Annotated in this window: 14 protein-coding genes and 1 pseudogene; 9 read left to right on the top strand and 6 right to left on the bottom strand. The window is 44.9% G+C overall.

Features of this window, described 5'->3' with window-relative positions:
• The 6 genes and pseudogenes from ST37_RS07885 to ST37_RS07860 all read left to right on the top strand — a co-directional run.
• Positions 1–631 (top strand): annotated as a pseudogene (locus ST37_RS07885) (IS3 family transposase); the annotation flags it as partial.
• A 475-nt stretch (positions 632–1,106) separates the two neighbouring features.
• A complete protein-coding gene (locus ST37_RS07880; RefSeq protein ID WP_242426251.1) occupies positions 1,107–1,808 on the top strand; it encodes a transposase in 702 nt (233 codons plus the stop codon).
• A 429-nt stretch (positions 1,809–2,237) separates the two neighbouring features.
• Positions 2,238–2,759 carry a helix-turn-helix transcriptional regulator gene (locus ST37_RS07875; protein ID WP_084885213.1) on the top strand — a complete coding sequence of 174 codons (522 nt, stop codon included), beginning with the start codon at positions 2,238–2,240 and terminating at the stop codon, positions 2,757–2,759.
• Positions 2,760–2,762: 3 nt separating this feature from the next.
• Positions 2,763–3,494: an AzlC family ABC transporter permease gene (locus ST37_RS07870; RefSeq protein WP_084885211.1), complete on the top strand. Its 732-nt coding sequence runs from the start codon at positions 2,763–2,765 to the stop codon at positions 3,492–3,494.
• Positions 3,487–3,825 carry an AzlD domain-containing protein gene (locus tag ST37_RS07865; protein ID WP_084885209.1) on the top strand — a complete coding sequence of 113 codons (339 nt, stop codon included), beginning with the start codon at positions 3,487–3,489 and terminating at the stop codon, positions 3,823–3,825. Before ST37_RS07870 ends, ST37_RS07865 begins: the two co-directional genes overlap by 8 nt.
• A gap of 31 nt (positions 3,826–3,856) precedes the next feature.
• Positions 3,857–4,249 carry a hypothetical protein gene (locus tag ST37_RS07860; protein ID WP_084885207.1) on the top strand — a complete coding sequence of 131 codons (393 nt, stop codon included), beginning with the start codon at positions 3,857–3,859 and terminating at the stop codon, positions 4,247–4,249.
• 3 nt (positions 4,250–4,252) lie between these two features.
• Here ST37_RS07860 and ST37_RS07855 read toward each other — a convergent pair whose 3' ends face one another.
• Entirely contained in the window at positions 4,253–5,170 is a 918-nt protein-coding gene (locus ST37_RS07855) for an isoaspartyl peptidase/L-asparaginase (protein WP_084885205.1), read from the bottom strand.
• Between the two features lie 250 nt (positions 5,171–5,420).
• Between ST37_RS07855 and ST37_RS07850 the strand changes: the two genes are divergently transcribed.
• The gene (locus tag ST37_RS07850; protein ID WP_084885203.1) at positions 5,421–6,542 is read left to right on the top strand and encodes a hypothetical protein; all 1,122 of its coding nucleotides are present in this window, start codon (positions 5,421–5,423) and stop codon (positions 6,540–6,542) included.
• Positions 6,543–6,682: 140 nt separating this feature from the next.
• Here the strand turns inward: ST37_RS07850 and ST37_RS07845 are convergent, their stop codons facing one another.
• From ST37_RS07845 to ST37_RS07830, 4 genes are all read right to left on the bottom strand, one after another.
• Positions 6,683–7,204, bottom strand: a complete 522-nt coding sequence (locus ST37_RS07845; protein WP_084885201.1) for a DUF2058 domain-containing protein — start codon at positions 7,202–7,204, stop codon at positions 6,683–6,685.
• A 17-nt stretch (positions 7,205–7,221) separates the two neighbouring features.
• Complete coding sequence (locus tag ST37_RS07840) at positions 7,222–7,578, bottom strand: YibL family ribosome-associated protein (protein WP_084885199.1); 357 nt, start codon at positions 7,576–7,578, stop codon at positions 7,222–7,224.
• Positions 7,579–7,631: 53 nt separating this feature from the next.
• Positions 7,632–8,204 (bottom strand): nucleoside triphosphate pyrophosphohydrolase family protein, encoded by a 573-nt coding sequence (locus tag ST37_RS07835; RefSeq protein WP_084885198.1) that lies wholly within the window; start codon positions 8,202–8,204, stop codon positions 7,632–7,634.
• A gap of 126 nt (positions 8,205–8,330) precedes the next feature.
• A complete protein-coding gene (locus tag ST37_RS07830; protein WP_084885196.1) occupies positions 8,331–8,654 on the bottom strand; it encodes a YciI family protein in 324 nt (107 codons plus the stop codon).
• Positions 8,655–8,883: 229 nt separating this feature from the next.
• On the opposite strand from ST37_RS07830, the gene ST37_RS07825 reads away from it, so the two are divergent.
• Both ST37_RS07825 and ST37_RS07820 read left to right on the top strand, forming a co-directional pair.
• The gene (locus ST37_RS07825) at positions 8,884–10,008 is read left to right on the top strand and encodes an outer membrane protein transport protein (RefSeq protein WP_084885194.1); all 1,125 of its coding nucleotides are present in this window, start codon (positions 8,884–8,886) and stop codon (positions 10,006–10,008) included.
• A gap of 22 nt (positions 10,009–10,030) precedes the next feature.
• Complete coding sequence (locus ST37_RS07820) at positions 10,031–10,564, top strand: GNAT family N-acetyltransferase (protein WP_084885193.1); 534 nt, start codon at positions 10,031–10,033, stop codon at positions 10,562–10,564.
• Positions 10,565–10,834: 270 nt separating this feature from the next.
• On the opposite strand, the gene ST37_RS07815 is transcribed toward ST37_RS07820, so the two are convergent.
• Positions 10,835–11,257: an organic hydroperoxide resistance protein gene (locus ST37_RS07815; RefSeq protein WP_084885192.1), complete on the bottom strand. Its 423-nt coding sequence runs from the start codon at positions 11,255–11,257 to the stop codon at positions 10,835–10,837.
• Positions 11,258–11,269: the final 12 nt, after the last annotated feature.

Raw genomic sequence — 11,269 nt, 5'->3', positions numbered from 1 at the left:
GCTATCTCATGTTACACGGCTTGCTAAAAGCAGAGGGTTTAGTTGTGAATAGAAAGCACACATATCGTCTTTATACAGAAGAAGGTTTGCAGGTCAGAACTAAAAACCAAAGAAGCTTCAACGACCTCGTATAATCATGGACGTGCCAAGTGGTCCTAATCAGCGATGGTCGATGGATTTTGTATCCGATCAGCTAAGCAGTGGACGGCGTTTTCGGATCCTCAATGTTGTTGATGATTACTCTCGAGAACTCATTGGTCAGCTTGTCTCCGTGTCAATCAGTGGTCAGCAGGTCGCCCGATTTTTAGACCAACTCATTGAAACAAGAGGGAAACCAGACAACATTGTCTGTGACAATGGAACCGAGTTTACGAGCAAAGCGATGTTCTTTTGGTCGAAGGAAGCCTCTGTTACGTTAGCGTTTATTCAGCCTGGTAAACCAACTCAAAATGCTTTCGTGGAGAGCCTAAATGGTAAGTTTCGAAATGAGTGTCTCAATCAGCACTGGTTCAGAACATTGGATGAAGCGAGGTATGAAATTGACCTATGGAGAGAGCACTACAATCACGTAAGGCCACACAGCTCTCTAAATTATATGTCGCCAGTTGAATATGCCAATCAAGCGGCATAACCTTAAAAATCTCATCGGAGTGATGGCTCTAAGTTGGGGGAAAGGTCAATGGACACACACTTCAAATGGATAGTGGACACACATCTCATGTTGCTTTCAAAAGTATGACTTTCTGACTGATTTAACATCGAAAGGATCCCAGTTTTTACACTGTAAATTACCTTTCGAGAGAAGGTGACTAAGATTTGAATAAATTCTCATTAAGATTTTTCAAATGGCAACGGCAAGAAAACGGCTAATTTCTATTGAAGCTACTTCGTATTATCACTGTGTCTCACGATGCGTTAGGCAGAGTTATTTGTGTGGAGATGATAAGCGAACTGGTACCAGTTATGAGCACCGCAGAGAGTGGGTCGAGCGCAAACTTTTATCACTTACTCATATTTATTGTATGGACGTCTGCGCTTACGCAATCATGAGCAACCATTACCACGTGGTGTTGCACATTGATCATGAAAAGGCGGCGTCCCTTTCTATGTCTGACGTTGTAGATAGGTGGAGTACCGAGCATAAAATCCCAGCCCATATAAAGCGTTGGCAGTCTCAATCTACGTTAGACCAAACAGAGTATGATCATTGCGTGGAAACCATTGAACAATGGAGAGAGCGTCTTTGGTCGTTAAGTTGGTTTATGAAAGAGCTAAATTATGATATTGCCTGTAAAGCCAATAGTGAAGATGGGTGTAAAGGCCACTTTTGGGAAAGTCGGTTTAAAAGCCAAGCGCTACTTGATAAAAATGCTTTAATTGCCGCAATGGCTTACGTTGACCTAAACCCCGTACGAGCTGGTATTGCCACTACCCCAGAATCTTCAGATTTTACCTCTATAAAAAGGCGCATTAACGAGTTAATGAAAAACGTATCACTGAGTTCCTGTTTGCTTCCTTTTGTCGGCAATGAATCGACAAAGAAAAAGCATGGATTGCCATTTAAATTGATTGAGTACTTAGAGCTAGTGGATTGGACGGCAAGGCAATATCGAAAAGATAAGCACTCTCTACCGAGCAACTACCCCACGATCCTGGCTAGACTGAAATTACATGACCGAGATTGGATGAATGCGTGTAAACATCTTCTTCGCCCGCATACTTCGGCAGTCGGAAATGACGCCCTTGCACCTAAAGCTAAGTTAGCACTAGGGAAAGCAAAGATACACTTGTTTCGGCTAGGTTGTTAATTTGCGGCCAGTTATCGCTTGCAATTGATCGGTAAAAATTGCAAATGACGATTGAGCAAGACTTCCTAGCTGAAGAACATATATATGTGTGAAACTCACAGTACGGAAGCATCCAAGGCTAATTTAGTTTGAGTGTTGGCGCTACCCGATATTTATTTGTTATGCAGGTTAGCTTTCAAAATATCTGTCAAGTTTTAATTTAGCTATTACCTCCCACCTCCCACATTACTTACCCTTTGAACCTTAATTTAAATTATTGAAAAACAGCTGGTTAAGTGCTGATTGAAACTATAAAAGGTGTCTGTCCACTTTTATTAGTGTGTGTCCCAAATACCAGCCTCATCCCCAAGTAGTATTGATAAATTACTGTTCCTTATATAGAACGTTCTATATAAGGAACAAAAAGTGCAATAGAACTAAGGACAGTCAATGGAAACTCCTCCACTTAATACGTTAGGTCGTAATCTACAAAAATGGCGCGTAGCTAAGGGTTTGTCGCTGTCCAAGTTGGCTGAAAATGCAGGTATTGCGAAATCTAATTTGTCTCGGCTCGAGCAAGGCGGTGGAAATCCCACAATAGATACTATCTGGCGGTTGGCAGTGCAATTGGATGTACCTTTCGGCAGTTTGGTCGCTTCTATGAATACACCTATTGGTGATGACAAAGTGCAGGTTCGATTGATTGAACAAGGTACTGACAACCCTCAAGTTGACGCGTATTGGATGCTATGTGCACCTCATACCGAGCGTCTCTCTGAGCCTCACATTGTGGGATCCATTGAGGCTGTGACTGTTATTAGTGGTGGTGTGAAGGCTGGTGTTGTTGGCGAGGAGGTGTGGCTAACTGCAGGTGGAACAGCATCATTTTGCGCAGACCAACCTCACCGATATTGCACTGAAGAATTATGGACAACGCTGTTAGTTACGATCACTTATGGAAAGAAGGAGTAGGGTATGGAGCAAGTATCTAACACTACCAGCCGTTCTGCTTGGTCTTTAGGAGTAAAAGATGCTATGCCGCTGCTAGGTGGCTATATTCCCGTGGCCATATCATTTGGTTTGATCTCTGTTCAGGCGGGTTTTAGTGCATGGGAAACCATCGCAATCTCCATATTTATCTATGCAGGGTCGGCCCAATTTTTATTTGTTGCAATGATAGCCTCGGGGGCGCCACTCTGGCTTGTCGTTGTGATGACGTTATTGATAAACGCCCGTCATGTTGTTTACGGTCCTAACTTGGCACCCTATATAAATCATAATCGCTGGTGGATCCCGTTAATGCACGGACTCACCGATCAAATTTTCGCATTAGCACACACTCGCTTCCCAGAGATGAAAGAATCACAGCGCATACAGTGGTACACCAGCGCCGCTTGGGTTGCGTGGCTTAGTTGGATTGGTGGCACTGTTTTAGGCGCACTTGCTGGTGCTGAACTTATAGCGAGGTGGCCACTATTAGGTGAAGTACTGCCATTCGCATTACCGTCATTGTTCCTTGTGTTGTTGGCGCCACGATTTAACACTCTTATTTGGACAGCGTCGTTAATAATGACAACCTCGATAGCATTACTTTTAAAATTAAATGGTTGGGTAAATGCCGCGATCCCATTAGCAGCGCTGTTTGGAATGGCTACATATTATCTTATTAGCTATCAGAGAAACGCTAAAGGAGAGCAACATGGATAATTCAGTGTGGATAGCTATGGGAATTGTCGCTCTAGGCACCTATTTTATGCGCTTGTTACCTACCATGTGGATGATTCGTCGTTTATCTCGAAACTCCGGTAAGCAAGGTCTTGATAATGTCCCCATTTGGTTAACGGTGCTGGGGCCGGCCATGATCGCTGCGATGTTGGGAGTATCCCTTATTCCAGCAGAACCTTCACCCGTTTCTTGGTTCGCAACTGCGGCAGGCAGCGTGGTCACACTACTCACCTGGCTACGAACTCGCTCTTTAGGCGTCCCTGTCGGCGTTGGTGTAGCATGTTTTGGGTTGATAGTTTATGCATTCGGTTAGTGTTTTTTTGGCAATCCACAAGGAGTAAAGCATGCGACAGCAATATCACTTTCGTCAGTCTGATCAAGGCCTCCTAGCTTGGGATGTTTTTCGCTTGATCGAGCTCTCTCAATCTCGGCCTGTCATTGAGGTCTCTTTAAGTGCCATTGCAGAGCTCGACGAAACCTTTTGGTATGACTTTGGAGGAACCGCGCCCACTTGTCGAAGTGTTATTGGACACACACAACTTATTCAACAAGCGGATCTTAGCTACCCGATAATCTTATGTGAGAAAGGGCGTGTTATGGATGGCATGCATCGTGTTTGCAAAGCCGTATTGTTAAGACAGTCCCACATTAGCGCGGTACGGTTTAATTCGTTCATAGAGCCCGATTACATCGATGTCGACCCTGATAAGCTCCCCTATGAACGAAACGCGTTATAGATCCTAATTGTCTGTGATTTGAATGGCTGCGTGAGCTTTACCGTCTTCGTCTGCAAAGGCATAAGCCATGCGCGGCGTATTATGAGCAAACCCATATTCACCTTGTGGCGAAATCATGATCACCCCGCCATATCCTTCCACTCTGCGATGTAAATAGTCTATTGCCCTAATGGCAGCGTTCATTGCGTTATGTTGCGTTAGGTTGTCACATGCAGTGCGGCAAAGCATTACGCGCATTAAGGACTCACCATAGCCAGTCGATGATGCGGCGCCTAATAAATTATCAGCATAGCCTCCCGAACCAATTACAGGACAGTCACCGACCCGGCCGGGATGTTTACGAGGTGTACCACCGGTGGACGTGGCGCACGCTAGATTTCCGTATTGATCAAGAGCCACAGCACCAACGGTATCTGAAGGCTGAGGTTCTCCGCTAAAAGCATTCACGGTCTTAAAAGAAGTGTCCGATTTTATCTGGTGGTAGAACGATAATTCTCGCTCAGTAAGCAGCTCTTTTGGATCAATCTCTTGCATTCCGCATTCTCTTGCAAATTGCAGAGCGCCATCTGCGACCAAGAAACGAAAGTCATCTGCGTTCATAACATGTCGAGCTAGTGAGACTGGGTGAAGAAGGTTGGCGACTCCAGCAACAGAGCCAAAATCCAGAACTTTGCCATCCATAATGAAAGCATCGAGCTCGATATTTCCGTGGGCATTGAGAAAAGCGCCTCGACCTGCATCGAAGGTTGGATCGGCTTCGAGAATGTTTACTGCTTTTTCTACCGCGTCTAATGCGCTGCAACCTTGTTCAAGAAGTGGAAATACTTGCTCGATTGCCGCTTTTACTCCGGCGACGTGGTCATCAACAAATTGATCGGGAATGTCCCATGCGCCGCCGTGCACGATCAGTTTTGGTTTCATGCCTGTCCCCTTTTATTTTTAGCATCTGAAAATAGATAAGTGAATAAAAGTAATACGTTTTTCAATGGATTACGAACTGCAATCACCAAATTTGTTCACCGTGACTAGAATTTGCGGCTTCAGTTACTTCGTTATTTCGTGGTTTTAACGTGATTAAAGGGGAAAGCTCATTAAAATTCATTTTGATTTAATGAATTCATCAAACTAGAATGAAATTTGATGAAAATGGTCGTTTTAGGAGCGCAATAGCATGAATACTATAGTGGATCCTTGGTATTATCACCGTCGTGAATTGGCTCGAAAGTATGGGGTCCTTTGCCAAGACACGTTGTTCTCACGCATGGTCTACCTAGGTACCCGTAGGATTGGAAAGACCTCTTTTTTCCTTAACGACCTTAGTCCACATCTTATCGAACTTGGCATGTTGCCTATCTACATTTCTATTTGGGGTAACAAAAGCGCGCCTCACAGTGAATTTGCTCAGCAATTATTGGTCGCACTGGATGAGATTAGTCACAGCGGCGCGGTTAAACGCTTGCTCAACACTCAGGTTAGAAAGTTAGCGGTGGGAAAACACGTAGCCAGGGTCGAAGTGGAGTTTGAGCCTGTTTCGGCTTCTGATGCCGATTTGACCAACATTAAAGCGCTACTTAGCCAAGTAATAGAAAAAGCTGGAGGTCAAAAGGTTGTCCTGATACTGGATGAGTTTCAGCACTTAGTCACTTCCAAGCACTACGACAACTTTCAATACGCACTCCGAACTCTTCTCGATACCGTCAATACTGGCATCAGTGTGATTTATACTGGCTCAAGCCGCACGGGAATGCGAGCTGCATTTGAAGACGACAAAATGCCGTTCTACCAGTCCGCTGTTATTCAAGAATTTCCCACTTTAGACGATGGGTTTGTAGATCATTGCGTAAGTCGACTCAGTGAAGCCTATTCGATTCACGTTGATCGCTTAGAGCTTCTTGATTTCTGGAAAGAAACGGACCATTCACCGCACTGGATGATCAACTTAATGCGCGAGGTTGTAGAGAAAAAGGTCATGGGCCGAGGTTTCTCTTTAGGTACATCTATAGAGCTAATACGTGATGCGATCGCGGAAGAAGAGAATCACACCGCTATCATTCAGGGGATGAGCGTAACCGATAAAGCTGTATTGCTATTACGCTGCGCGGGTAAAGGGTTATATTCAGAAACATCAATGAGTTTTGTGGCGTCATTAGGGGGCAAGGCGACTAGAAGTTCAGTTCAATCTTCTGAGAAAAAACTTCAGTCCAAAGGCATTATCACAACGTTGCCAAACAAAAAGGTGATAACGGAAGTGTATGGCCTTTTGGATGCCGTTAAAAAAGACACTGATATTTAGGAGTAGGGCTTAGGCTCCGCGCAATTGCTAGCAGTGCAATCTTTGAGCTCAAATGACAAAGCCTCATGGGAACGAAACCGTAGTACGTTGCCATGAGGCTTTTCAGTGATAAACTCGTCATCAAAGTTGATGAATAAGAATTACCACATCAAATCATCGGGTACGACAAAGTCCGCATACGGATCATCTTCGTCTGCCGTATCGTCTGCACGGCTGTTTTGATCGATTACAGTTTCTTCATCACGCTGGGCAATTTTGTTAGCAACGCCGCTTGGGATCACAGCGTAGCTCTCTTCGAAGCGAGCAATAGCTAATAGGCCTTTTGCAAGTTGATCTTGCACAGCCGATGTCACATAAACAGACTTGACCAAGGTTCCATCGGTAAAGTTATACTTGATCTCACCGTTGCCAAGATCCAGCTTATTCATCTGTACTAATTGCTTAACCTGCGCTTTTACTTCTTTGCTCAGTTGTTGCTCTTTGTGCTGCTGACTCAACGCTTTGTCGCGCTCAAGCTGCTGTTTTTTCTGCTCTTCAACGGCTGCTTTTACTTCGCGTGCTTGCGTGCGTGATTTCTTAGAGCCTTTCTTTGCTTTCTTTAACTTTTTCTCGTTAACCAAGCCAGCTTTTAGCATCTGCTCTTGCAGGGTTAATTTTGCCATGTGTTGTTAGACCTCGATTAAAACTCTTTTGGGGCAAAGCCAGTCATTGCATCCAATCGTAGCTCTTTACCGATTTTAGTTAGTGGATGCACAATCACGATACCACGTACCGATTTCTTGAGCTTACCAATATCAGCTTGTTCTGCTTTGGTTATTTCACGAGAAAACGGCATGTCTTGCAGACGCTTTTTCTCTTTGCTGTCTTCGTATTGCTGTTTGCCTTTTAGAGAAGTAACTTGCTTTTCTAAGTTGGCAATTTCGTCAGTAAAACGCGAGATCATTTGGTTATCATTGCGGCCGCGGGCTGCGTCGAGTTTACGCTTGGCTTTGTCCAGGCGATTGTGCAGCTGCTGCAAGTCTTGTTTTAGGCTCATTATGGCTCTCTAGAATAAGGTGTTTGGGTTATGTACTGATTATAGTGCAATCATTAAACAAGATTGCTCAAATCCGCTGGACGGTAGTAGACCGACTTAAGCACTTTCCCTTTGCGTATGGTCTTAGCATCCGAGACGAAGTCCTTCGCGCATTTCGCGATGATGTATTCGCCTTTGGTTACTGCTTCTAACGCAATGTCTTGCTTGGCGTAGAAGTCTTCAGTTTCTGTGTATTCTTGCTGATTTCGGCACACTTTACTCATGTTGCTCGAATGAATCTCATCCCAACACGGTAAGAAGTCGATATTACGGTTGACGGCCACATTAAGCATTAAGTCAATCAGGTAACTGATTGCAAGGTTGTCTTCAATGCGGCTATTTCCCAAATGCACAAGGCGTCCCATAAGTACGTAAACCGTATCAATGATGGCGTCCGCTTGTTCAATTTTAGAGTCGGCTTCGGCAAGCTCTGTCAGCTCTTCGATGGCTAAAGAAGTGTGCAAGGTGTCGGCTTTGTCGTCTAAAGAAGTTGGATCGGCAACGGGAAGATCAAAGGTTGAACGAAACTCGCTGATATCGCGATACAGGTGGTCAAAAATCTCTTTAGTTAACTTCGACAGGTGCATGGTGTCTCTCTGGCTTTTCGAAAAAAAAGCTATTAAAACAAACCATGGCACTTATTGCTATTTAAAGCGTTGGATTCTTCACAAATAGTGCTTAAAAGAACCCAACTTTGAGGCGATCAGGTCGAATTACTTGCCCATGGACATCTGAACTTGCTCAGAGACCTCTAAGGTTCCATTAATCTTAAGAAATGGGCAATCTTGCGCCATCTTTATGGCTTCCTCAATTGTGTCGGCTTTTACCATTGTATAACCCGACATATGAGTTTGACTTCCTTTCGATACTGCACCGTCTGGTGTCACCACATGGGTGTCTTTAAACGGATTGGCGGGTGAAATCACCGCATCGCCAAGCGCGCCTAACCATTGTTGATAGTCGGCCATGTGTTGCTGGCCTTCTTCAGGGGTTTTCGGATGGTCACCACCTAGGTAGCTGATTACGAAATTGGGCATAGCGTCTCCTCGCTGTTTTACTCCATTGTGTCTAGCTACTTTAGGTAGTTGTTACAGTTTGAGCAAGTTTGATGTCGTGTAGTGTGAATCAACCGTTCATGTTTAGAGTGATTACTTACTGAGAAATAAGGTAATTTCCTTAAATTGGTCTATCTTGACATTAACTTGTTCATGATTAGGTTGCTTTGCAATAGTATCGCGGGCAATCAATTCGAGTATAGATTAACGTATGACAAAAAATGGACATAAGTACGGACTATGCAAAGGCTACATTGGTCTTTTGGGATGGTTTGTTGCAGGCGCTGCTAACGCGACAGGGTTAGGGTTTTGGGAATCGTCGACCTCAGTGAGTGCACTGGCTGGCGCGCACGGTGCTTCCGCAGTAGACGCGAGCGCACTTGCTATCAATCCGTCAAGCATTGCGCAACTTGACGGCGCTACAACTTCGGTGGCCGCAAGCCGCTATCAGGTTGATACCAGCTATGCGTTTGTTGATGGAGCACTGACAACTGATTATTCAACCGCAGAGGTAATCCCAGCCGGATTTTTTACGTCTCCAGTCAATGAACAGTGGCACCTTGGCTTAGCTATTTACAGTCGGAATGCCGCTGACATTTCCGTACCATCCATAGCTTTAATTCATCCGAAAGAAAGCAATGTTGCGCCGATTATGGTGTCGCTCGCGCCCAGTATTGTCTATTCGAAAGACAACTGGAGTATTGGAGTCACGATGGAGTACATTCATTCTCAGTATCAATTGGAAGCTGAGTGTAAGACGAGTTGGTTTTGTACAGACGTTAGTCTTCAAGACACAACGTCAGGGTGGAGTGGTGGTATCAGTGGTACTTGGCAAGCTCAACCATGGCTAAGCCTCGCGGCCTCGCACAAGTTCGCCACCGACTTTGGTGACCAAAACATCGATATCCAATTACCTTCGGTCACTAGCTTATTCACAACAATCCATGCCACGCCTGATCTAAATTTTCACATGAGCTACAGCTATTCAGCGTGGACTGGAAAAGGGGTTCGTTACACCGATTATAACGATGTTTTTGGGTTACTGGTTGGTTATGATGATTCGCAGAGACTGGCTGGAAGTATCGAGTATCACCTTGGAAAGCTAATGTTGATGGCCGGGGCAAGCGTTGATCAGGCCATTGACGTGTTTGGTGGCACTGATGTTCGGGTTCGAGCAGGTTTAGGGTATTCGATTACGCCAAACTGGCGGCTAGACGCTGCTGTTGTTTCCGAGAATTATTCGGAAAAACAAGAGCAAGTAAATGGCGTGACGGTGGTAAATGTTCAAAATGAAGGATTGCTGTTAGGCTTGGGTGTGAACTACCAGTTTAACTAACGTAGCCATTGGGAGAAACCGCATGATAGAAACGGATCGCCTCATCATTCGATCGTGGAGAGAATCTGATCGTGCACCATTTGCCAAAATGAGTGCCGATCCTCAAGTGATGCGTTTTTTCCCCTCTACGTTGAGCGTGGCAGAATCTGACCATGTGGTTGATAAAATAGAAAGCTACACCAAACAGCAGGGCATGGGATTTTGGGCGGTGGAAGAGAAGGCGACCCAAGACTTTATAGGCTTTATTGGGCTAAATCGCTTGGCTGAAGACAATGGAATATTACCTCATTCATTTGTCGAAATCGGCTGGCGGCTTCGTGCTAAAAGCTGGGGTGTAGGCTACGCAACGGAAGGAGCGCTTGGCGTACTCAGTTACGCTAAAACGCTAAATATTAGCGAACTCTATGCATTCACTGCTCTAATTAACGCACCATCGATCCGTGTGATGGAAAAAATTGGTATGCATAATACGCATCAAGATTTTGACCATCCCAAAGTTGATGCTGGGCATAGGTTGCAACGTCATTGCCTCTACAAAATTTTTCTCAATAGCTAAAACCAATGCAAATAGGCTGCCCAGTTTCAGCTACAGAATTAGTCCTAAACAGCTTCTTTCTCTGACATCTTCAGTCCACTAAATTCCTGTTGCAACCATCTCGTTCGGTGTCTGTCCAGTTTGATATTGGGGTGTCTGTCCAGTTTGAAATCGGCATCAACTAATTGTGTGTGTCCAGTTTAAAAATTCTAAAAAAAAGCCTCAGTGGAAATAGTCACTGAGGCGTAATGTCGTACATACGTAAGACTAAGGAACAAGGCAGGTGTGGAGTTAGATTGCGTTGCCGTTTACCGAAAGTGCCACATCGATGTTGCCGCGAGTAGCGTTAGAGTATGGGCAAACTTGGTGCGCAGTTTTGACTAGGGCTTCTGCGTCTTCTTGAGGCATATCTAGCTCTACTGCTAAAGCGACTTCTAATTCAAAACCACCCTGTGCATTCGGATTTAATGATACCGATGCTGTCGTTGGGGCAGCCTTTACATCCAATTTCTGTGTGCGCGCCACGTGTAAAATAGCGTTTGAAAAACACGCCGAATAACCGGCTGCAAAAAGCTGTTCTGGGTTGGTTGCGTTGCCGTTACCGCCTAGCGCTTTTGGGTATGCGAGTGCGACATCAAGCAGTCCGTCATCTGTTTTTACGTTGCCGTTACGACCGGTGTTTGCTGTTGCTGAAGTAGTGTATAGAGCTGACATAATTGCATTCCT

It is taken from the genome of Vibrio sp. qd031 (genome assembly GCF_002100145.1).
Taxonomy (GTDB): Bacteria; Pseudomonadota; Gammaproteobacteria; order Enterobacterales; family Vibrionaceae; genus Vibrio.
The sequence above is the reverse complement of the archived record's forward strand: the minus strand, read 5'-3'. Positions and strand labels throughout refer to the sequence as shown.

What these genes read in the sequence shown, in the direction of transcription:
- ST37_RS07880 (WP_242426251.1), top strand. Translation starts at nt 1,107, where the DNA reads ATGTCTGACGTTGTAGATAGGTGGAGTACCGAGCATAAAATCCCAGCC.
- ST37_RS07875 (WP_084885213.1), top strand. Translation starts at nt 2,238, where the DNA reads ATGGAAACTCCTCCACTTAATACGTTAGGTCGTAATCTACAAAAATGG.
- ST37_RS07870 (WP_084885211.1), top strand. Translation starts at nt 2,763, where the DNA reads ATGGAGCAAGTATCTAACACTACCAGCCGTTCTGCTTGGTCTTTAGGA.
- ST37_RS07865 (WP_084885209.1), top strand. Translation starts at nt 3,487, where the DNA reads ATGGATAATTCAGTGTGGATAGCTATGGGAATTGTCGCTCTAGGCACC.
- ST37_RS07860 (WP_084885207.1), top strand. Translation starts at nt 3,857, where the DNA reads ATGCGACAGCAATATCACTTTCGTCAGTCTGATCAAGGCCTCCTAGCT.
- ST37_RS07855 (WP_084885205.1), bottom strand. Translation starts at nt 5,170, where the DNA reads ATGAAACCAAAACTGATCGTGCACGGCGGCGCATGGGACATTCCCGAT.
- ST37_RS07850 (WP_084885203.1), top strand. Translation starts at nt 5,421, where the DNA reads ATGAATACTATAGTGGATCCTTGGTATTATCACCGTCGTGAATTGGCT.
- ST37_RS07845 (WP_084885201.1), bottom strand. Translation starts at nt 7,204, where the DNA reads ATGGCAAAATTAACCCTGCAAGAGCAGATGCTAAAAGCTGGCTTGGTT.
- ST37_RS07840 (WP_084885199.1), bottom strand. Translation starts at nt 7,578, where the DNA reads ATGAGCCTAAAACAAGACTTGCAGCAGCTGCACAATCGCCTGGACAAA.
- ST37_RS07835 (WP_084885198.1), bottom strand. Translation starts at nt 8,204, where the DNA reads ATGCACCTGTCGAAGTTAACTAAAGAGATTTTTGACCACCTGTATCGC.
- ST37_RS07830 (WP_084885196.1), bottom strand. Translation starts at nt 8,654, where the DNA reads ATGCCCAATTTCGTAATCAGCTACCTAGGTGGTGACCATCCGAAAACC.
- ST37_RS07825 (WP_084885194.1), top strand. Translation starts at nt 8,884, where the DNA reads ATGACAAAAAATGGACATAAGTACGGACTATGCAAAGGCTACATTGGT.
- ST37_RS07820 (WP_084885193.1), top strand. Translation starts at nt 10,031, where the DNA reads ATGATAGAAACGGATCGCCTCATCATTCGATCGTGGAGAGAATCTGAT.
- ST37_RS07815 (WP_084885192.1), bottom strand. Translation starts at nt 11,257, where the DNA reads ATGTCAGCTCTATACACTACTTCAGCAACAGCAAACACCGGTCGTAAC.